At 57.6% G+C, this 18886-nt stretch carries 23 protein-coding genes and 1 pseudogene; 11 read left to right on the top strand and 13 right to left on the bottom strand.

The genetic code is table 11. The features are described from left to right. The first annotated feature begins 73 nt into the window (after nt 1-73). The 6 genes from AC1DWA_RS14240 (at nt 74) to AC1DWA_RS14215 (ending at nt 5791) form a co-directional block, all read left to right on the top strand. Nucleotides 74-2407, top strand: coding sequence for a Tex family protein (locus tag AC1DWA_RS14240; protein ID WP_477845825.1), 2334 nt, complete (start codon nt 74-76; stop codon nt 2405-2407). Nucleotides 2408-2512: 105 nt separating this feature from the next. Next, the gene (locus AC1DWA_RS14235; protein WP_003942742.1) at nt 2513-3400 is read left to right on the top strand and encodes a hypothetical protein; all 888 of its coding nucleotides are present in this window, start codon (nt 2513-2515) and stop codon (nt 3398-3400) included. An 89-nt stretch (nt 3401-3489) separates the two neighbouring features. Next, entirely contained in the window at nt 3490-3831 is a 342-nt protein-coding gene (gene rplS, locus AC1DWA_RS14230; RefSeq protein ID WP_003942791.1) for a 50S ribosomal protein L19, read from the top strand. Between the two features lie 55 nt (nt 3832-3886). Beyond that, complete coding sequence (lepB, locus tag AC1DWA_RS14225; protein ID WP_477845826.1) at nt 3887-4690, top strand: signal peptidase I; 804 nt, start codon at nt 3887-3889, stop codon at nt 4688-4690. 50 nt (nt 4691-4740) lie between these two features. Further along, nucleotides 4741-5421 carry a ribonuclease HII gene (locus tag AC1DWA_RS14220; protein ID WP_024487346.1) on the top strand — a complete coding sequence of 227 codons (681 nt, stop codon included), beginning with the start codon at nt 4741-4743 and terminating at the stop codon, nt 5419-5421. A gap of 37 nt (nt 5422-5458) precedes the next feature. Further along, entirely contained in the window at nt 5459-5791 is a 333-nt protein-coding gene (locus tag AC1DWA_RS14215) for a DUF2469 domain-containing protein (RefSeq protein WP_477916744.1), read from the top strand. Here AC1DWA_RS14215 and AC1DWA_RS14210 read toward each other — a convergent pair. The 3 genes from AC1DWA_RS14210 to AC1DWA_RS14200 form a co-directional block, all read right to left on the bottom strand. Beyond that, nucleotides 5778-6959, bottom strand: a complete 1182-nt coding sequence (locus AC1DWA_RS14210; RefSeq protein ID WP_477916742.1) for an RtcB family protein — start codon at nt 6957-6959, stop codon at nt 5778-5780. The genes AC1DWA_RS14215 and AC1DWA_RS14210 overlap by 14 nt on opposite strands. Before the next feature lie 97 nt (nt 6960-7056). After that, nucleotides 7057-7290 (bottom strand): hypothetical protein, encoded by a 234-nt coding sequence (locus AC1DWA_RS14205; protein ID WP_019747974.1) that lies wholly within the window; start codon nt 7288-7290, stop codon nt 7057-7059. A gap of 82 nt (nt 7291-7372) precedes the next feature. Then, nucleotides 7373-8380 (bottom strand): iron-siderophore ABC transporter substrate-binding protein, encoded by a 1008-nt coding sequence (locus AC1DWA_RS14200; RefSeq protein WP_477845827.1) that lies wholly within the window; start codon nt 8378-8380, stop codon nt 7373-7375. Nucleotides 8381-8524: 144 nt separating this feature from the next. On the opposite strand from AC1DWA_RS14200, the gene AC1DWA_RS14195 reads away from it, so the two are divergent. Continuing rightward, complete coding sequence (locus tag AC1DWA_RS14195; RefSeq protein ID WP_477845828.1) at nt 8525-9331, top strand: helix-turn-helix transcriptional regulator; 807 nt, start codon at nt 8525-8527, stop codon at nt 9329-9331. Between the two features lie 115 nt (nt 9332-9446). Here the strand turns inward: AC1DWA_RS14195 and AC1DWA_RS14190 are convergent, their stop codons facing one another. Beyond that, entirely contained in the window at nt 9447-10181 is a 735-nt protein-coding gene (locus AC1DWA_RS14190; RefSeq protein WP_003942731.1) for a hypothetical protein, read from the bottom strand. A gap of 265 nt (nt 10182-10446) precedes the next feature. Between AC1DWA_RS14190 and AC1DWA_RS14185 the strand changes: the two genes are divergently transcribed. From AC1DWA_RS14185 to AC1DWA_RS14170, 4 genes and pseudogenes are all read left to right on the top strand, one after another. Then, a complete protein-coding gene (locus tag AC1DWA_RS14185; protein ID WP_029255132.1) occupies nt 10447-10803 on the top strand; it encodes a YraN family protein in 357 nt (118 codons plus the stop codon). Further along, nucleotides 10803-11720, top strand: a pseudogene (locus tag AC1DWA_RS14180) (YifB family Mg chelatase-like AAA ATPase); the annotation flags it as partial. The gene AC1DWA_RS14185 and the pseudogene AC1DWA_RS14180, both read left to right, overlap by 1 nt. A 317-nt stretch (nt 11721-12037) precedes the next feature. Beyond that, nucleotides 12038-12346: a hypothetical protein gene (locus AC1DWA_RS14175; protein WP_064444397.1), complete on the top strand. Its 309-nt coding sequence runs from the start codon at nt 12038-12040 to the stop codon at nt 12344-12346. 189 nt (nt 12347-12535) lie between these two features. Continuing rightward, entirely contained in the window at nt 12536-13153 is a 618-nt protein-coding gene (locus AC1DWA_RS14170) for an HNH endonuclease (protein ID WP_477916740.1), read from the top strand. 38 nt (nt 13154-13191) lie between these two features. On the opposite strand, the gene AC1DWA_RS14165 is transcribed toward AC1DWA_RS14170, so the two are convergent. From AC1DWA_RS14165 to AC1DWA_RS14125, 9 genes are all read right to left on the bottom strand, one after another. Continuing rightward, nucleotides 13192-13689 carry a DUF3846 domain-containing protein gene (locus AC1DWA_RS14165; RefSeq protein ID WP_477845830.1) on the bottom strand — a complete coding sequence of 166 codons (498 nt, stop codon included), beginning with the start codon at nt 13687-13689 and terminating at the stop codon, nt 13192-13194. Nucleotides 13690-13755: 66 nt separating this feature from the next. Continuing rightward, complete coding sequence (locus tag AC1DWA_RS14160; protein ID WP_477845831.1) at nt 13756-14283, bottom strand: putative PDDEXK endonuclease; 528 nt, start codon at nt 14281-14283, stop codon at nt 13756-13758. Nucleotides 14284-14443: 160 nt separating this feature from the next. Beyond that, nucleotides 14444-14665, bottom strand: coding sequence for a hypothetical protein (locus AC1DWA_RS14155; RefSeq protein ID WP_073513754.1), 222 nt, complete (start codon nt 14663-14665; stop codon nt 14444-14446). A gap of 186 nt (nt 14666-14851) precedes the next feature. Further along, nucleotides 14852-15088 (bottom strand): hypothetical protein, encoded by a 237-nt coding sequence (locus AC1DWA_RS14150; protein WP_477845832.1) that lies wholly within the window; start codon nt 15086-15088, stop codon nt 14852-14854. Then, nucleotides 15085-15426 (bottom strand): hypothetical protein, encoded by a 342-nt coding sequence (locus AC1DWA_RS14145; protein ID WP_477845833.1) that lies wholly within the window; start codon nt 15424-15426, stop codon nt 15085-15087. The genes AC1DWA_RS14150 and AC1DWA_RS14145 overlap by 4 nt, the downstream gene beginning before the upstream one ends. After that, nucleotides 15423-15650 carry a hypothetical protein gene (locus tag AC1DWA_RS14140; RefSeq protein ID WP_477845834.1) on the bottom strand — a complete coding sequence of 76 codons (228 nt, stop codon included), beginning with the start codon at nt 15648-15650 and terminating at the stop codon, nt 15423-15425. The genes AC1DWA_RS14145 and AC1DWA_RS14140 overlap by 4 nt, the downstream gene beginning before the upstream one ends. After that, complete coding sequence (locus AC1DWA_RS14135) at nt 15647-15874, bottom strand: hypothetical protein (protein ID WP_073513809.1); 228 nt, start codon at nt 15872-15874, stop codon at nt 15647-15649. The genes AC1DWA_RS14140 and AC1DWA_RS14135 overlap by 4 nt, the downstream gene beginning before the upstream one ends. 9 nt (nt 15875-15883) lie before the next feature. Then, nucleotides 15884-16375 carry a hypothetical protein gene (locus AC1DWA_RS14130; protein ID WP_477845835.1) on the bottom strand — a complete coding sequence of 164 codons (492 nt, stop codon included), beginning with the start codon at nt 16373-16375 and terminating at the stop codon, nt 15884-15886. Between the two features lie 1705 nt (nt 16376-18080). Continuing rightward, nucleotides 18081-18860 carry a hypothetical protein gene (locus tag AC1DWA_RS14125; protein WP_477845836.1) on the bottom strand — a complete coding sequence of 260 codons (780 nt, stop codon included), beginning with the start codon at nt 18858-18860 and terminating at the stop codon, nt 18081-18083. Nucleotides 18861-18886: the final 26 nt, after the last annotated feature.

Raw genomic sequence — 18886 nt, 5'->3', positions numbered from 1 at the left:
GTTTCCCCCGGTAGCCCTGACACGGCACTGTTGCCGATCTTCTTGTCTCAGGATAGCGGTAGGGTCGGATCTCGTGATTCTCAAGACCGTGAACCAGCGCATTGCCGAGGAACTCGACGTCCGCGAAGGCCAGGTTGCAGCAGCAGTCGACCTTCTCGACGGCGGAGCCACGGTGCCCTTCATCGCCCGGTACCGCAAGGAAGTCACCGGCACGCTCGACGACGCCCAGTTGCGACTCCTGGACGAGCGGCTGCGGTATCTCCGCGAGCTCGACGACCGTCGTGACGCCGTGCTCACGGAGATCGACTCTCAGGGCAAACTCGACGATCAACTGCGCGGTCAGATCATGCTGGCCGAGACAAAAGCGCGGCTGGAGGACATCTACCTCCCCTTCAAGCCGAAGCGGCGCACCAAGGCGCAGATCGCCCGCGAGGCCGGCCACGAGCCCGTCGCGGACGCTCTCATCGGAGATCCCACCACCGATCCCGCGCAGTATTCGGACGAGCAACTCGACGGTGCCCGGTCGATCCTCGTGGAGCGCTTCGCCGAGGACGCCGATCTGGTCGGTGAATTGCGCGAGCTGATGTGGAGTCGCGGCCAGATCGTCTCATCGGTCCGCAAGGGCAAGGAAACCGATGGCTCGAAGTTTGCTGACTACTTCGAGTTCTCGGAACCGTTCTCCAAATTGCCCTCGCACCGCATCCTCGCCGTCTTGCGCGGAGAGAAGGAAGAGGTGCTGTCGCTCAACATGGCGGCCGACACCGAAGAACTCGCGCCGGGGGAGCGCACGGTCTACGAAGGCCGCATCGCGTCGCGGTTCGAGATCGCCGACCGTGGTCGGGCCGCCGACGGGTGGCTTCTCGACACCGTCAAGTGGGCGTGGAAGACGAAGTTCGCCGTCACGCTCGGTATCGACACTCGAATGCGTCTGCGGCAGTCGGCCGAAAAGGACGCCGTCGACGTCTTCGCCACCAACCTCAAGGATCTACTCCTCGCGGCTCCCGCCGGCGCCCGACCCACCATGGGACTCGACCCCGGATTCCGTACCGGAACTAAGGTTGCCATCGTCGACGGAACCGGCAAAGTTGTTGCATACGAGACGATTTACCCGCACCAGCCGCAGAACAAGTGGGATGCGGCTCTTGCGACGCTTGCCGGGCTGGTCGCCAAGCACGGCGTCGAACTGATCGCCATCGGCAACGGCACGGCCTCACGCGAGACCGACACGCTCGCTACCGAACTGATCAAGAAGACCGGCGCGCCCAACCTGACCAAGATCGTCGTCTCCGAGGCAGGCGCATCGGTGTACTCGGCTTCGGCCTACGCGTCGCAGGAACTTCCCGACCTCGACGTCTCGATTCGCGGTGCGGTGTCCATTGCGCGTCGCCTGCAGGATCCGTTGGCGGAGTTGGTCAAGATCGATCCCAAGTCCATCGGTGTCGGTCAGTACCAGCACGACATCACCGAATCGCTGCTCTCACGTTCCCTCGACGCCGTCGTCGAGGATGCCGTCAACTCGGTCGGCGTCGACGTCAACACCGCGTCCGTGCCGCTGCTCGCTCGGGTGTCCGGAATCGCAGGTTCCCTAGCGGAGAGCATCGTCGCCCATCGGGACCAGAACGGTCCGTTCAAGTCCCGCAAGGGACTCAAGGACGTCTCCCGACTGGGACCCAAGGCTTTCGAGCAGTGCGCAGGCTTCTTGCGGATCACCGACGGCGACGACCCGCTCGACGCGTCGAGCGTCCACCCGGAGGCATATCCGGTGGTTCGCAAGATCGTTGCCAGTGCCGGCGGGGACGTGCGCACCGTGATCGGAAACTCGCAGGCACTTCGATCGGTCACGGCGTCCGACTACGTCGACGAGCGATTCGGTCTACCGACCGTCACCGACATCATCTCCGAGTTGGAGAAGCCGGGACGAGATCCACGACCCGAATTCAAGACCGCGACCTTTGCCGCAGGCATCGAGAAAGTCGCGCATCTCAAGCCCGGTATGACTCTCGAAGGTGTGGTCACCAACGTCGCAGCCTTCGGTGCCTTCGTCGACATCGGAGTTCATCAGGACGGTCTGGTTCACGTCTCGGCGATGTCACACAACTTCGTCAAGGACCCACGCGAGGTCGTCAAGTCAGGTGACGTCGTCAAGGTGAAGGTCCTCGAAGTGGACGAGGCACGCCAACGCATCGGGCTGACGCTTCGTCTCGACGACGAGGTGGGCGCACCCCGCAAGTCCGAAGGCCCGCGAGGTGGGCAACCACAGCGTCAGGGCCAGCCACAGGGTCAGCGTCAGGGGCAGCAACGAGGTAGTGGCGGACGTCAGGGTGGACGCGAGTCGCGTCCGGACAACCGCGCGCCTGCTGCCGGGTCGATGGCTGAGGCTCTGCGCAAGGCGGGCTTCGGCAAGTAATTCCGTCCGCCGGGTTTTCGGAGTCCGTATCGTCTCATTCGAGTCGGTTGGCGGTATCAATCGGAAGAATGATCGGATCTGAAATTCGGTGAAGGGAGGACAGTGATGCGGGAGTGGCTCGAGCGCGAGATCATCGCCCATGGCCGATTGCCATTGCTGTTCTTCCTGCTCGGATTCCTCTCTGCCTTCCTCTTCATCCGTCTCAGCGTCCGGATGATCCGTGCGCAGGTGAAATGGTGGCCGGGCAACATCGCGCCCGGAGGTCAGCACGTGCATCACGTCGTGTTCGGTGTGATCGCCATGATGATCTCCGGTGGTGCGCTGATCGCGGTCTACGTCGATGGTTCGCAGACCACCGGTGCCGTCCTGGCGGCGATCTTCGGTATGGGTGCGGCGTTGGTGCTCGACGAGTTCGCACTGATCTTCTATCTGAAGGATGTGTACTGGTCCGAGCAAGGTCGGACCTCGGTGGATGCGGTCTTCGTCGCGATCGCCGTGACCGGTCTGGTGCTGTTGGGTTTCCGCCCGCTCGAACTTCTCGACGTCGCCGGGTTCCGTGAAGAACGGGATCCGTGGATCAAGTTGGTGTTCGTTTTTGTCGCGTTGATCAACTTCGCCTTGGCAGCCATCGTGATTCTCAAAGGGAAGATCTGGACGGGGCTCGTCGGCCTGTTCGTTTTCCCGTTGCTGGTAATCGGTGCGGTTCGCCTGAGCCGGCCGGGTGCGCCGTGGGCACGTTGGCGGTACACGCGTAAGCCGAAACGGATGAACCGCGCGCTCGAGCGTGAGCGGAAGTGGCGGCGACCGGTCATCAGGGCCAAGATCTACGTCCAGGATCTGATTGCCGGATCACCGAGCGTCGAGCATGCGATGACCGCGGCCGAGCAGGAATTGGACCACACCATCCACGCGGCCCCGCCACCACCGATTTCCCCGCTGGTGTCCGCGTCTGGCACAATGGACGGGTTGCCTGGACCAGGCAGCAGCACTTGATCTGGGCACGAACCAGACGAGCGCCGTTTCGGGAGACCGAAACGCGTGCCGCTCGGTTCCTCTGCTCCTGCGAAATACAAGGATGACATATGAACACCCTGGACTTCCTGGACAAAAAGTCGCTCCGCGACGACATCCCCGAGTTCCGTCCCGGCGACACGCTCAACGTGAACGTCAAGGTTATCGAAGGCTCCAAGGAGCGCGTGCAGGTCTTCAAGGGCGTCGTTATTCGTCGCCAGGGCGGCGGCGTTCGCGAGACCTTCACCGTCCGTAAGGTCTCCTTCGGCGTCGGCGTCGAGCGCACCTTCCCGGTTCACAGCCCCACGCTGGCCTCCATCGAGGTTCTGACCCGCGGTGACGTCCGTCGCGCCAAGCTGTACTACCTCCGTGAGCTTCGTGGCAAGAAGGCGAAGATCAAGGAAAAGCGCTGATCTTTCCGATGAGCCCGGCACCGCGTACGCGCGGTGTCGGGCTAATCTGGTTTCTGTGGCAGATTCTTCGAAGGAGCAGGCATTGTCGTCCGGACCCGAGAATCACGAGGGATCAAGCGGTTCCGCGGAACCGACCTCACATCGGCCGCAGAAGAAACAGCGATCGTTCCTGCGAGAACTCCCTGTTCTGATCGGCGTAGCGCTGGTACTCAGCATCGTCCTTCAGGCATTTGTCTTCAGAGTTTTTCTCATCCCATCCGAGTCGATGGAACCGACACTGCACGGCTGTGCAGGATGTACCGGTGACCGCATCGTGGTGGAGAAGATCGGATACCGCTTCGGCGATCCGGAACCCGGCGACGTCGTCGTCTTCAAGGGGCCCGATTCGTGGAACACGAAATATGTGTCCAATCGGTCCGACAACGTTGTCGTCCGCGGCATTCAAGAGGTCGGTTCGTGGGTCGGCCTCGTTCCGCCGGACGAGAACGACTTGGTCAAGCGAGTGATCGCCACCGGCGGCCAAACCGTCGAATGCTGCGACGATCAGGGCCGAGTCCTGGTCGACGGCAAACCACTCGACGAGCCGTACATCAAGATGGATTTCCCGTTCACTCCGGGAACGCAAACGTGTGACACCGAATTGAAGTCGGGCCGCTGCTTCGGACCGATCACCGTTCCCGAGGGCCACGTGTGGGTCATGGGTGACAACCGCAGCAATTCCGCCGACTCGCGCTACCACATCGACGACGAGTTCCAGGGAACCGTCCCGATCGACAACATCATCGGTCAAGCTCGATTCATCGTTCTTCCCCCGTCGCGAATGGGCGGCATCGATGCGCCTGATATTCAGGGCAATTGAGTTGTCGGACCGCACACATGGATTCGCGTAGTTCCGAGTAGGCAGAGACAGTGAGTAGTTGGCCCCCTCGCGTTGTCATTCGCAGATCGGCAGGTCTGCGGACGATGGAGTCTGCGTTGGCGCGAACCGGACTCGGTCCGGTCGCCGGCGTCGACGAAGCCGGGCGCGGAGCGTGCGCTGGTCCACTCGTCATTGCCGCGTGTGTCCTGGCGCCGAAACCGCAAGCGGCACTGGCGCGGCTCGACGATTCGAAGAAGTTGACCGAACGCGCGCGCGAGGAGCTTTTCCCGGCCATCAAGCGTTTGGCGTTGGCGTGGAGTGTTATTTCGGTACCCGCTGCGGAAGTCGATCAGATCGGTATCCACGTTGCCAACATCGAGGGGATGCGACGAGCAGTTGCGGGCCTCGATCTCGAACCGGGCTACGTCCTCACCGACGGGTTCCGGGTTCCGGGTCTGACGGCTCCGTCGCTACCAGTTATCGGCGGTGACGGCGCCGCTGCATGCATCGCCGCGGCGAGCGTTCTCGCGAAGGTGACCCGAGATCGTGTGATGACCGAGATGGACGACACTCATCCCGGATACGGCTTCGCGATTCACAAGGGATACAGCACGCCACTGCACATGGACGCTCTCGACGAGCTGGGGCCGTGCCCCGAGCATCGCATGACGTACGCAAACGTGGTGGCTGCGGGAGTCCGGTTGGAACAACGCGCGGGCCGTACGGGATGATGGACGTTCAGACGAACTGGGAGGACTGGCTAAACCGATGAGTGCCGAGGATCTCGAGAAGTACGAAACCGAGATGGAGCTGTCGCTCTACCGTGAATACCGGGACATCGTCGGACAGTTCTCCTACGTCGTGGAGACCGAACGACGTTTCTACCTGGCCAACACGGTCGAGTTGCTGCCCCACAATTCAGACGGGGAGATCTACTTCGAACTGCGGATGTCCGACGCCTGGGTGTGGGACATGTACCGCCCGGCGCGATTCGTGAAGTACGTGCGCGTCGTGACGTTCAAGGACGTCAACATCGAAGAGCTGGACAAGGGGGGGGCCACTTCGCATTTCGCGGAGTTGCGCGGGGTCAGTTGCCCTTGACATTCACGATCTGACGCAGCGTGTGTCGAATCTCGACCAAGTCCTTCGCGTCGTCCATCACGACGTCGATGTCCTTGTACGCGCCCGGGATCTCGTCGAGGAACGCCGCGGAACGCTTGTATTCGATGCCGACCATCGCCTTGTCGAGATCTTCGATCGTAAAGGTCTTGCGTGCCTGGTTACGTCCGTACACCCGACCCGCGCCGTGGGGGCTGGACTTGAACGACGGCACGTTTCCCTTCCCGACGACGACGTAACTCGCCGTCCCCATCGAACCGGGGATGAGCCCGGGCGTGCCCTCGTCTGCCTTGATCGCACCCTTACGGCTCAGCCACACACCCCGGCCCATATGGAACTCCTTCTGGGTGAAGTTGTGGTGGCAGTTGATCCGCTCGACCTCGTCGATGATCGCGGGCTTGCCGTCACCCATGAAGTGCGCGAAGTCCTTCACCACGCGGTCCATCATCTCTTCGCGGTTGAGCAGAGCGAAGTGCTGAGCCCAGTTGAGATCGGTGATGTACGAGTCGAATTCGGGCGTCCTCTCGACCAGGTAGGCAAGATCCGGATCGGGAAGGTTGATGTACCACCGCTCGCACAAGTCCTTGGCGATCTTGATGTGATGCTGTGCGAGCTTGTTTCCGATACCGCGGCTGCCCGAGTGCAGGAACAGCCAGACGCCGTCGCTCTCGTCGAGCGTCACCTCGATGAAGTGGTTGCCAGAACCCAGCGTTCCGAGCTGAAACCTCCAGTTGTTCTTGAACTTGTCGTAGAAGGCCAGGCGATCGCCCGCAATTGCCTCGAGTTCTGCGATGCGGATTTGCGCCGTGTCGCTCAGCGTCTTGTTGTAGACACCTGCCGAGAGCGGAACGGAGCGTTCGATGCTGTGGCGAAGAACGCTCAGGTCGCGGCCTTGAAGGTCGCGTGCACTGAACTGGGTTTTGACCGCGATCATTCCGCAGCCGATATCGACTCCGACGGCGGCGGGCATGATTGCGCCTTCCGTCGGAATGACCGAACCCACCGTCGCTCCCGCACCGAGGTGCGCATCCGGCATAAGTGCCAGATGTGGACGGACAAAAGGCATCTGGGACGTACGCAGCGCTTGCTCGCGAGTGTTCTCGTCGAGTATCGATGCCCAGTTCCACAGCCTCTTGGTGATCTTCTCCATCAGATTTCTCCCACATAGTTCACAGCCGAACCGATCGGTCCGGTGTGTCGTGCAGGAATGACCATGCGCTCCGTCAGTGGTTGTGTGCAACCTCTTTTCAGGTGCGCAGACCGTCTGCGAGTTCGTAGATTCGTCCGACGTACTTCTCCTGGAAGGCTTTTCGGGCAGCATCTGCCTGTTGCCGTGCGCCCATCCTGGCGTAGAGGTACTCGAGTTGAACCAAGCTTTCGCCGATGTCGACGCGTCGCTGGTCGAGAACCGTCAACTCGTCGACCAGCCGAGCCAGATCGAGTCGTGCAAGATCTAGCGCTGTCTCCGGTACCTCGTCCATGGTGATCCTCGATGTCCGTGAGTGCTTCCTGAGTTTGAGGCTAGCATCATTCGAACATATTTTCGATACCTGGAATTGTTGGTTACTTCGACAATGTGGCGGACAGTTGGTCTATGGCGTACGGAATGCTCAGGACGGTATTGCCGGACATCGCCGCGCCGACGGGTGGATCTGCGGTGTATCGCACGACTATCGCATTTCCGTTATTCACAGCGGGTAGCCGCTGGTAGAGAGTGTTGCCGGGGAGGGCCTTCTCTCCCTCCGGATCGGCCATCACGATCAAACGATCAACGGGTTCGAGGATGTCGTATCGCTCGTTCGGCAGCCAGTCGCCGAACTGGTCGCCGACGAATGCGTCGACCGTCGGGGGGAGGGTGAATCCGAGTGACGAGAGGAAGATGCCGCGTGGGTCGTGCGACGAGAACACGTATCCCTCGGGAGTGTCGAGGTTGACGATCGTTGCGGTTTGCCCGGAAAACTCCGGGTGTGCAGCGCGAGCGGTGGCAAACGCGTTTTCGGTATCCGTGATCAGTTGCTGAGCTTGTGGTTCTTTGCCGAGGGCGCGCCCGGCGGTGAGCGTCATGTCGGTCCACGGCGTTGTGTATGCGTCGTAGTCCTTGCTCTGCGCGACAGTCGGCGCAATCGAGGTCAGCTTCTCGTAGGTCTCCGTGTCGATGTCGGCGTACAGCGCTAGGATCAGATCTGGTGCGAGGGAGGCGATTTGCTCGAAGTTGAAGTCTCCGCCGCTGTTGATGTAGGTCGGAGTTTTCCCCTTCCAGTAATTCTTCGTCCACGGCCAGCTTTCATCCATGCCGGACCCCCACCATTCGGCCATGCCTACGGGTTCGACTCCCAAGGCGAGCAGTGGTTCGTGATCGGTGTATCCGAGTGTCACTACCCGCTGCGGTTCGGCATCGATGGTCGTCGAACCCTGTGCGTGCTCGATCGTCACGGGGAATGCGTCGTTGCTCTGGGTCGCTGATGCGGTGTCGACGCCTTGTGAGGTTCCACAGGCGGTCGAGAACCCGATGATCGCGGCCGCAGTGAGTAGGGCGGCGAGGATTCGGGTGCTACGTGAGGGCACGTGCATGCTCCTTCGAAGTGGTGGGCGAAGTGATCTGAGTTCCGCGTGAAGTGCTGAACTGGTCGCGTCAGCAATAAAGTGAGGCTAACCTTTGCAAGACCGTCGGTCCATCCTTCAGGATGGACTCGGATACGCCCAGAAAGACGCAAAATGTCCACTATCGAGTACTCGACTCGTCCAAAGTCCTTGCTAGCGCTACCCGATAGTCGCGGACGGACATTCAAAGATTTTCAGGTCTACACCAACGTCGTCGACGGAGTGACTGCGTACGGAGCTCATCGACACCCCGAGCATCAGATCGCCTGGATGAGTGAAGGGACGATGCAGATCGCTGCCGGAGGCAATGTGTGGCACCTGCACAGCGAGCACTTGGTCTGGTTGCCGGGCACCGTTCTCCACGACATGACACTTCTGACGGAGGGGTGCATGATTGCGGCCTATGCGCGTCCGGATCTACGCCCTGCCGGGCCGCGGTGGACTCAGCCACTTGTTCTCGAAGTCGATGCTCTGTCCGCTCAATTGCTGCGTCATCTCGTAGATCGGACCATCGACGACGCTCGGCGGTTGATGAGTCAGGAGTTGCTCTACGACATTCTTGCTGCCGCGCCCGAACGGCACGACGTCCTCGCGGTTCCTCGCAATGCTGCGGCGAGTTCGGTTTCTGCCCGCATCCTTGCCGATCCGGCAGACTCACGGACGCTGGGGGAGTGGGCGGGCGAACTCGGGGTCAGTTCCAAGACCTTGATGCGTGCCTTTGTCGCCGATACCGGGATTACCTTCGGGCAGTGGAGAACTCGAGCACGCATGTACGCATCACTCGAGATGCTCGCGCGGGGTGAGGGTGTCAATGACGTTGCCCCGCAGGTTGGTTACCGCACCAGCAGTGGGTTCATAGCCGCATTTCGGGAAACCTTCGGTACGACGCCGGCCCGGTATGGCGGAAAGCTGATGCGGTGATTTGCTGATGATTTCTTGAACTCGGTTGACGGCAAAGCTTTGTTCGGCAACGTAGAAATGGGCCGAGCTACCAGCATCTGCTGGTAGCTCGGCCGATTTACTAATCTGAACTGAGTCAGCTCATGTTGCCGAGCACATTGCCCAAGACACCGCTGATGACATTGGTCATCGACCCCTGCGGGTCGGTCAGGGAGCCGAATACCTGGCCTGATCCGGAGTTGAGTGAGCCGAAGCCCATGTCCTCGAGGCTTCCGGCGCCCGCCTCGACGGGGTTCGGCTGCCGGATGGTGACGCAGACGCCCATCGGATTGATGTTCCAGTCGCCCGCCGCCAGCACAATGTTGGTGCCGGCGCCGCTGTCGAGCTGCGTGCCTACAACTGCGTTATCGGGAACTTTGTAGGTGGTTTCCAAAGCGATGACGCCGCCGCCCGCAGTGGTCCATCCGCCGCCCTTTGCCACCACGGAGTTGTTGCCGACAACGACGGTCTTGGTGACGTCGTCCCACTTCTGGTCGCCGATAAGCCATTTGACGTTCAGGCGAGCCTTGACCAGCTGGAATCCTGCCGGGTGGAAATCGCGGATCTGATTGACGAGGGCTCCGGAACCGGAAACCTTGGTGATGTAGGTGACCGTCTGACCCGCGGCGACCTTGCCATCGCCGACAACCTCCTTGCTGACGGTGTACGGCGTCCCGAGGGAACCGGCCCAACTGTCGGTGACCGACTGGTTGAGCGCGCATGCCGGTGCTGCTTGCGCCACCGAGGCTCCAAGTCCAACAGTGACGCCGGCGGCGATGAGAACGAGGGATGTAGTGGTTGCTACTGCGTGGCGAAGTGAGCGGCGGGCCATGTAGAACTCCATTCAGCGGGGTGCGTGACGGTTTGAGCAAAACTGTAACTAGTTCTACTGGACTTTCGTCCAAATTGTGGGGATTTCAGAAAATTGTCACGGTTCGGGTCGCCGTTGGTGTGTTGCGCTGCCGAATTCCACAGGTTCTGAGTTGTCAACAGGTTGTTTTCGGATGGCTTGGTTTTGTGGTGGCGGGTCGAGGGTGGTGGTTGGGACGCGGTTCGTATAGGGCGGGCGCGGGGTCGTGTGAGTGGTGGGGGCTGCGATGGCGAGGAATATGGCGTTGGGTGCTCGGGGCGAGGATGTGGCTGTCGAGTTCCTGATCGATTCTGGTTTGGAGATTGTCGAGCGTAATTGGCGTTGTCGGTACGGCGAGTTGGATGTTGTTGCGACGTCCGGTGATCGGATTGTGTTCGTGGAGGTGAAGACTCGGTCGGGTGTCGGGTACGGGAGTCCGGCGGAGTCGGTGACGTTCGCGAAGCAGCGTCGGATTCGGGTGTTGGCGATGCAGTGGCTCACTGATTCGGGTCGGTCGTGGTCGAGGGTGCGTTTCGATGTGGTGGCGGTGTTGATCGGCCGCGACGGTGTGCCTTCGGTCGAGCATTTTGTGGATGCGTTCTGATGGCGTTGGGGCGGGCGCATTCTGTTGCGGTCAGTGGCGTGGACGGGCAGATCGTGGAGATCGAGGCGGATATCGGGCGCGGGTTGCCTGCGGTGCATTTGGTGGGGCTGCCTGATACGGCGTTGCACGAGTCGCGTGATCGGATTCGCGCCGCGGTGACCAATTCTGGTGAGGAGTGGCCGGACAGCAAGGTGATTTTGGCGTTGTCGCCGGCGACGTTGCCGAAGGTGGGCAGCGTTTACGATTTGGCTCTGTCGTTGTCGGTTCTCGATGCGGCGAAGAAGTTGCCGCGGAAGTTGTTGCGGGAGACTGTCTTTTTGGGGGAGTTGGCACTCGACGGTCGACTGCGGACGGTGCGTGGTGTGTTGCCTGCGGTGCTTGCGGCGAAGCGGGCGGGATGGGGGACTGTGGTGGTTCCAGCTCGGGCGTTGGCTGAGGCGGGCCTGGTGAAGGGGATCGAAGTGCTGGGCGCTGACGATCTGTCTGCGGTGATCGGGTGGTTGCGTGGTGAGTTGGCGCTGGCTGTTCCTGATGTTTTCGAGCGTGCGGATGTGGTGACGGTGCGGGATCTGAGTGAGGTTGTCGGGCAGACGGATGCTCGGTGGGCGATCGAGGTTGCTGCGGCGGGTGCGCATCATTTGATGTTGACGGGTCCGCCGGGGATCGGGAAAACGATGTTGGCGCAGAGGCTTCCGGGGATTCTTCCGCCGTTGACGGAGGGGGAGTCGTTGGAGGTGACGGCGATTCATTCGGTGGCGGGGGTGTTGCCGGAGGATCGGCCGTTGATCGATATGCCGCCTTTCATTGCGCCGCATCATAGTTCGTCGGTCAGTTCGCTGGTGGGTGGTGGTAGTGGGATGGCTCGTCCTGGTGCGGTCAGCCGCGCCCATCGCGGCGTGCTGTTTCTCGACGAATGTTGCATAGCTATGTACCCCACAGCTGAACCTGCAATACTGCCACACGAGAAACTGAGTGCAGCGAGCGACACGAAATCGCTACTGAGATTTGAGAAGTCGGGCAATCGCTTTGACTGCCGTGGCGTGACGGACGGTTAATGGAACCCCACTAGCCTGTGTGGATTTCGCGAGGTAGGTAGCGAGATCAAATCCGTCTTTCATGTACCTCTATTGTCTCACATTTCCCTATTTACTTAAAGGTTCAACTATGTCTAACTAGAAGTATCGCAATGGCAAAAGTCGTTGTGTCGCATCTAGTTTGAAAGTTGGTGAGAGCAATGGGTTTCAGAAGCGTTCGCGTATCTGACCTTACGGGTATCGAGCTCGATGATGACCAGGTGGTCAACGTCGTCGTCCGACATCCCGAGCACGAAGAGGCTCGTCAGTTCGACGCCTCGCAGGAAGAGCTGAAGGCGCTCAAGACAGTGGGAAACCTCGTGAGTCTCGAACTTCGGTTTGCAAATGGGACTTCGCAGGACGTGTTCGCCACTGCTGTCGAGTTCGCGAAGTTGGTTCCTGCGGAGAAGTTGACGACATTCGATCAGCTTCGTGGTCGGCGTAAGGGGTATCGCCCGAACGTGGACTGACTCCCTGTCTCATCTACACAACTAAATACGCTCCTCGTTTCACCTTGAGATTCGTCTCGGTGAAGCGAGGAGCTTTCAATTTCTGATATACCTGCCATAATGGAAAGATAACAATAAAACCCCGAAGTAGTAGTTCGGGGCCGTGTCTTCATTATAAAGCGTGGCCTCAATTTCGGGAAGGAGGTCTCTATGCCAGTTGCAACTAAATGTAGGGTTTGTGGACACGAGAAGATGCTTCCGCCGAGTCATGCGGCCAGCCGACAGACGTGCTCTCGGAAGTGTAAGGGGCTACTTCAGACTGCCACAATCCTCGCTGGTCGACCGAAAGTGAAGCAGCCCGATGACCATAGGATTATCGTTCTAGCTGGTGGGCAACATGCCATGGTATCTATCGAAGACTTCGAGGCGGCTTCGAGGATTGCATGGAGTTCGACTCCAGATGGGTATGTGAGGAATAGAGATAGCATGTTTCTTCATCAGCTAGTGCTACAAAGGATGGTAGGGGACTATCATCCGCTTCTTCCGGACCATGAAAACCGAAACCCTCTTGATAATCGACGCGAGAACCTTAGGGCGGTAACAAAAGCAAATAATGCAACCAACAAATCTCTTTACAGAAATTCAAAGTCTGGACTCAAAGGGGTGCGGGAGCTCCCGAATGGTAAATGGCAGGCTTATATAACCTGCTCTGGCACCCTTATTCGTTGTGGAAACTACGGATCAGCGCATGAGGCGGCCTATGTACGCGATCAATTTGCGATGCAGCTGCACCGTGAATTTGCTGTACTAAATTACGTTTACGAATGAGAAAAGCCCGTCGATATCGACGGGCTGATCCCACGATCTTAAGCGGCGACGATGCGCACCTCTTTGACGAGTTGGCACCGTGAAGCCAGCTCCAGAACGCCGTGCGAAGCATCCCAGTAGTTGTCGAAAACCAAGTTGTTTCCGCTCCATGAGTCTTCGTCGTTCAGTGTGGTGACTTCCGCTCGGTACTTCGCAGTGCTGAGCATCAGATCTACAAGCTCCTGTGGCACTGAGGTGGTCTCTCCGTCTTCATCGGACAAACCGGTGATGAACGCATTGCCTGCGACGAAGTCCTGGAAACGCCAACGACTATCGCTCGACCACAACTCCATCGTGGCACGCTGGTTCTTCGGGAGGTGCTCAATCTTGCCGCTCTCGTTGAACCACAGAGTTGCCTTCTGCTGTTCAAGATCGACGGCCTGGACGAGACCTCCTACGAGTCCCTGCATGGCTGATAAATCGCCCTCGAAAAACTCCAATGTATCGATCTCTACTTCGAGGTCTGCCGGGATCACTATGCAACGGATCTTCTTCATGACCTGCTCCGATCGTGGGGTGCTTCCGCAGTCGGCTGACTACGGAGGTGGCCCCGCGATCGGGCGCTACTTCTTGACCTTGGGCTTCTTGTAGGTCGAGCTGAATGCGCAGTGCTTGTCGAGACACTTGTTGCTGCCTGGGCTTGTTATGTGGCCGTTCCTGCAGGTCGAGACGCCAGTTGGTTGTTTGATCGCCACTGCCTTCTCGACGGCCTCGCCGACGCTTAGAACGGTCGGTGTGCGTAAGTCTGCGATCTCGGCGGTGAGGTCTCGGATCTGAACTGCGAGGTTAACCAGGTCATCGAACGGGATGCAGGCGAGTACATCATCATCTGCGTTGAACACGAGTGTGGGGATTCGACCAGGACTAGTGCCGGCCTTCGTCTGTCGCATCCACTCTTTGATCGCGATGGTCTTGTGGTTCTTAGCTTCGATGTCGAATGGGGTGTCTTGGAAGTAGTCGGTTAGATCCATCTTCTGATGTGAACCTGCACCACTTCGCTTGTCCCGCTGGACTCTTGCGCCTAACTTCTTGCGGAGGGTCTTGGCGATGTGTTCTTCGAGGGACTTGCCCTTCTCGCTCGACACGCTCATGACATGTCCTTCTCAACGAGTGCTTTCAGGTGTTCGTCACCAGACAGGTCAACGATCCTCTGAACGATCGCTGCAAGAACGCGAGGTTCAACGTATCCATGCTGGATCATCCCGTTCAGAGTCAACAGGTGCGGTCGTGGTTGGAGTCTGACCAGCGTCATTACTCGACCACCCGTACGCGCTTCTTACGTGATTTCGGCTCGATCTCGAAGGCTACGAGTACGTCAGTGATCTCGTACGCTGCATCAATGTTGCGCTGCGCTTCAAGTAGAAGGTTCGCTCTCAACTCGATCAGGGCGTCAGGTGACTGATCCTCGTAAAAGGCTTCGCGGGGGATGCCTAGTTGTTCTGCTGCTGTTTCTGCTGTGTGTAGTTCACTCATATCACTTCCTTCCTTATTGCGAAAATATCTGTGCAGCATAGTCTTTTGCTTCCCACGTTGAACGTGCCGCCGTTCGGCCAGATGTGTTCATACCGCACCCCGTTGAAGGTGATGATGGTGTAGAAGGCCTTGTCATACTCTCCTTCGTAGCGCATGAAGCCTGCTGGAACTAGGCGGTCTTTGCGTCTATTCGCCATCACCAACCTCCGGCTTGTACACCTCCACCATTGGCCGGTAGAAGTCCCCGCTCCAACGCCATGCGAGGCCACCAAGCTTCAGTCGTCGGTTGAGTTCGAACTCTTCATCGTCGTAGCCGAAGTCTTGGGCCTTCTCCATCTTGCGGATGAGTTGAGCGTTCGGGATACCTGCGAACTTGGCTGCGATATCGGTTTCTAGGCGGGATGGGTTTGGTTCTTGGTTCATATCACCTCGTTCGACCTCTGGTTATCTTTGCGGACCGCGAGCTTGGGAAACAACTCCTTGGCTCGTCTTAGTTGGCCTCTTTGGTACGATTCGACTTCATGGAGCGTGAAAATTTCCTTTTCATGTCGGTAGGCAATGTCAAGCAATTTATCTATGGTATGAAGCTTGCCTTCAACTTCGCGCTTCTTTCCATATTTCATAATTTTTTCGAACGCAGCCGCTTCGGCTAATTCTGGATCTGGTTTACGAACCGAATCACCTTGCGCAGTGTCGATTGCGATACGAATTATCTGACGCAGATCATCATCTGTCTTCGTGGCTTCAGAGTTACTGTTCACTTAACCTCCTCAACTACAGCCATGCCGATTTTTAGACCAGCTTCCTTGACGCGCTGGCTATCGTCGCTCGTTTGCCAATTGCCAACCATGATCAGAAGAGTGCCGTGGATGTATCCGTAGAGGTCATCTACTTTCGATGCGATCCTAAATTTTGATCGATCAAAGTGATGCCGGTCCGCATATGCAATCGCTTGTCGTTGTGTGCCGCCACATAAAATCGTCATGCCGCACCTCCCCGGTAAGCACCATGCAAGATGTGCGGAGCCAATGCCTCCATGCGGACAAGAGCTTCTTCCCGTGTAATCAGTCGCTCGTCTACCTCGTTGAACGTGTCCTCGAACGCGAGGATGAGTGCGAGCTTGGCGATGTCTGCTCGTAGATCCACCGTGTCGGCTAGATGGTCGATGCACGGTTGGTTTGGCAGTGATTCAGGTCCGTTGTGTGCCATGGATGATTCCTATTTCGCGTCCAGCACGAAGTTTTGTTTGATAGTTCCCGTTGGCACGTGAATCTCGACAACCTTTTCGAAGTTGATGCACGGGCTGATCCAGTTGTAGTCGCTCTTACAAGCAGTGGCTTCGCGGACATACGCTTTTTCGCCACCCTCGAATACCTTCACACCCTTAGCGGTCGTCGATTCCAGAAGTCGGGCGTCGCCGTCCTTGACGTAGTACGTGTAGCTGGGAACTTCCTTGATCGAGCCGTAGCCCATAAAGACTGATCCAGCCGCCGAGCCTGTCGTGGAAGATCCATCCTGTATCGCTACTAAGTCCTTGTTCGTGTAAACAGTTGTTCTTGGTAATGTATAACCAAAAATTATTACTAGCGATATGAATATTAGGGCTGCAGAGGTGGTGGCAATGAACAGCCCAAGTCCCAATTCCTCGAATTCATAGAACTTGTAGATTATGATTGACCCGATGATGATTGCAATTATGAGTGGTAACATGCTACTCCTTGTTCAGTTGTTATTTAATTGTGTGACAGTCGATCTGGTTGCGCCATTGAGTAATCAAGTGTCCTGTTGAGGGTGGGCTTCAACAGAACCTCGATGGAGCAACTAGATACCCGTCATGAGTCCACGTACTAGCCGAATGTGTGCGGATTACGTTCCACTGGTGGTACTTCAGAGAAGCTGGAGGGCAAACTTTGAAGCGGTACAGATGTGGGAACTCGTGACAGGTACGAAGTGCTGATCCAGGTGCGGAGATCAGCGACTTGGGGTCAGGGGGTGAGCTGGGCTGTAAGRAGAGTTACTCGAAAGCTTCACTTGCGCCTTATTAATCGGCGCGACCCTCTCACCTAAACCCTGACCAGTAGAGCGCACGAGCTGTGGGTTCATGCGCCCACTTCCCAGCACACGATGAATATGCCGGGAAGTGGAAGTGGTTCATGCGGTTAAATGGCTGCTAGTAATGCGCCGCATATCCTCTTACGAGTGCATTTGGTTGCTTCCCTAGGAGAAATTGTCTCTCCATCCACTACTAGCAGTTGTTCTATGTAAGGCGTATGGCGCTAGTAGCAAAGCAATTTAATATCTTTACTTTCCTAATAGTTCGTCTTGGTATAATCTCCCAAGTTTAGCAAATGCACTTGTGCTATGGGCATATCCTTTAGAGACTATTTCCCATTGAGTCTTGCCTTTCTCATCGAGACTGCCTTGAATTACAAAGTACAGTTCCCCAACTTTGTGCACTCTTCGCGGCGTTAGATAAGCGGTTGCTTTTGATCCTGTCATATACGACTCCAATCCGCCTTACTACCAGCACTACTACGTCTTACATGGTCCATGTTGTGCATACAAGGCAGGGATTTGACGAGTATTTTTGTTAGTTCCCTAAGGCCGCATCCGATGGGTTCCGCCACCGCTTTACTCGTATAGTCACCCTGCAAAGCTATCTAGTTTCAGTTTTTCCGACAGCCGTCATTGACTGACCCTGATGCGTCTACCTATTCCGCCACTTGTATGCCCATTAGAACGCACCAGGTAGTTGTAAAAAATCGCAATCTAATGCTCTAATTATTTTCTGATGCGCCCATTTAACTGCATGAACTGTATTGAGCGTATGGTGCTAGTAGCAATTACCCTCCGCCGTGCACGGTTATGGCTTCGCTAACTAGTATGTGTGCGATTTTGAACACTCCATATAGCGGTTCGTAGGCCGCCAGCTTTGCCTCTCCTGTTGTACCGTCTCCTAGAGTCGGTTGTTTTACTACCAGCACTACTACGCTCAATACTCTGATTCTGTAAAGGTGCATCTCGGCCGCCCTCGCTGTGCGGCTAAGTGTGGTGCTTGGTTGCCGTCCTGATCAGACACGGCCTTACCGTTCGAGACGGAGTTTTGCGGGCAACCTTGCTACCTTCTGGGTCTCACTATCGCAGTGAACGCTTTCGTGAGATGAAAGACTGTGAGCGCGATAATATCGTCTCCTTGTCTTTGCGAGCCTCCCGTGCCCGGCGCTTCGTCTTGTACTGGCCGATCAACCGTAGAAACGGTGTGTCATCGGCGTGCTCGTACTCAAGATTGATGTTCACGATTTCGCGTTCTGTATTCATTGCTTTGGTGTTCCCCTCTGCGAATAACTATGAGCCAAACCGTCTTCTTTTGCAATAGTGAAATGTCACGAAATGCGTTGTGGTTGTGGATAACTCGCTACTTGGTGAACAGGTACAGATGGCCGTCGTCGTCCGCAACAGAGTGGATGGTGTTCAGGGCGAAGTCGTGCGCGATACCTGCCTCATCCCACTTGACGTGCTGTCTCATGGCTTCGGGTAGGTACTGCCTCAACTGATCCAACTGAGTTTCGAGTCCGCTCTCGATCAAGTAGTCAGCCGCGTAGGCCTCGATGCTCTCGAAGTGACCCAGGTAGTGGTCCTCGAACATGTTGATCGCTGCTTCCAGCTCTTCGCCGTTCCTGAAGCCGACGTACTCAAGCCAGTGGGCGACTGCGATTCCCTTAGCTGTGACAGCCTGCTCGACCCGTTCAAGTAGCGAGGGATCTTCTTCACCGAGTGGGCAACCTACCGAGTGAGGGGCGGATATGTGAGCACGACAGGCAGGGCAGAAGTCATCCTGTTCAGTTGATTCGTCTGGGGGAGTGAGCCACTGCTTCGACCATCCTTCGACGGGATCATGTGACTCACGAGCCATGACGTACGCGCCGAGGGCTTCGAGGTGTTCGCGGTTGTAGTCGGTGTCGGCGTTTGCCCAAGACTCGTTGATCTCAGCGACTACCTGGGGTAGATCGATCGCTCCAGTACTGGTGAGGCTGTAGAGGGCGCACGCCTGACCGCCATGCCATTGCGAGGCGATCACGCGTGCGCCAGCGTCTCCAATTGAGCGTTCTTCTGATGTGGCGCTTGCTATTTCGTGGTCGATGAGTTGTTCATCTGACCAGTGTTCGGGGTTGGGTTGGTTGAGTTTTTCATTCATATCACCTCCTTAGGTTTTCGTTGGTT

The organism is Rhodococcus sp. P4_F3_2 (assembly GCF_056401335.1).
The sequence above is the reverse complement of the archived record's forward strand: the minus strand, read 5'-3'. Positions and strand labels throughout refer to the sequence as shown.

Coding starts and splice junctions, on each gene's coding strand:
- AC1DWA_RS14125 (WP_477845836.1), bottom strand. CDS start 18,860: ATGAATGAAAAACTCAACCAACCCAACCCCGAACACTGGTCAGATGAA.
- AC1DWA_RS14235 (WP_003942742.1), top strand. CDS start 2,513: ATGCGGGAGTGGCTCGAGCGCGAGATCATCGCCCATGGCCGATTGCCA.
- AC1DWA_RS14205 (WP_019747974.1), bottom strand. CDS start 7,290: ATGGACGAGGTACCGGAGACAGCGCTAGATCTTGCACGACTCGATCTG.
- AC1DWA_RS14160 (WP_477845831.1), bottom strand. CDS start 14,283: ATGAGCGTGTCGAGCGAGAAGGGCAAGTCCCTCGAAGAACACATCGCC.
- AC1DWA_RS14195 (WP_477845828.1), top strand. CDS start 8,525: ATGTCCACTATCGAGTACTCGACTCGTCCAAAGTCCTTGCTAGCGCTA.
- AC1DWA_RS14130 (WP_477845835.1), bottom strand. CDS start 16,375: ATGTTACCACTCATAATTGCAATCATCATCGGGTCAATCATAATCTAC.
- AC1DWA_RS14155 (WP_073513754.1), bottom strand. CDS start 14,665: ATGAGTGAACTACACACAGCAGAAACAGCAGCAGAACAACTAGGCATC.
- AC1DWA_RS14185 (WP_029255132.1), top strand. CDS start 10,447: ATGGCGAGGAATATGGCGTTGGGTGCTCGGGGCGAGGATGTGGCTGTC.
- AC1DWA_RS14135 (WP_073513809.1), bottom strand. CDS start 15,874: ATGGCACACAACGGACCTGAATCACTGCCAAACCAACCGTGCATCGAC.
- AC1DWA_RS14140 (WP_477845834.1), bottom strand. CDS start 15,650: ATGACGATTTTATGTGGCGGCACACAACGACAAGCGATTGCATATGCG.
- AC1DWA_RS14170 (WP_477916740.1), top strand. CDS start 12,536: ATGCCAGTTGCAACTAAATGTAGGGTTTGTGGACACGAGAAGATGCTT.
- AC1DWA_RS14175 (WP_064444397.1), top strand. CDS start 12,038: ATGGGTTTCAGAAGCGTTCGCGTATCTGACCTTACGGGTATCGAGCTC.
- AC1DWA_RS14215 (WP_477916744.1), top strand. CDS start 5,459: ATGAGTGCCGAGGATCTCGAGAAGTACGAAACCGAGATGGAGCTGTCG.
- AC1DWA_RS14165 (WP_477845830.1), bottom strand. CDS start 13,689: ATGAAGAAGATCCGTTGCATAGTGATCCCGGCAGACCTCGAAGTAGAG.
- AC1DWA_RS14190 (WP_003942731.1), bottom strand. CDS start 10,181: ATGGCCCGCCGCTCACTTCGCCACGCAGTAGCAACCACTACATCCCTC.
- rplS (WP_003942791.1), top strand. CDS start 3,490: ATGAACACCCTGGACTTCCTGGACAAAAAGTCGCTCCGCGACGACATC.
- AC1DWA_RS14210 (WP_477916742.1), bottom strand. CDS start 6,959: ATGGAGAAGATCACCAAGAGGCTGTGGAACTGGGCATCGATACTCGAC.
- AC1DWA_RS14150 (WP_477845832.1), bottom strand. CDS start 15,088: ATGAACCAAGAACCAAACCCATCCCGCCTAGAAACCGATATCGCAGCC.
- AC1DWA_RS14200 (WP_477845827.1), bottom strand. CDS start 8,380: ATGCACGTGCCCTCACGTAGCACCCGAATCCTCGCCGCCCTACTCACT.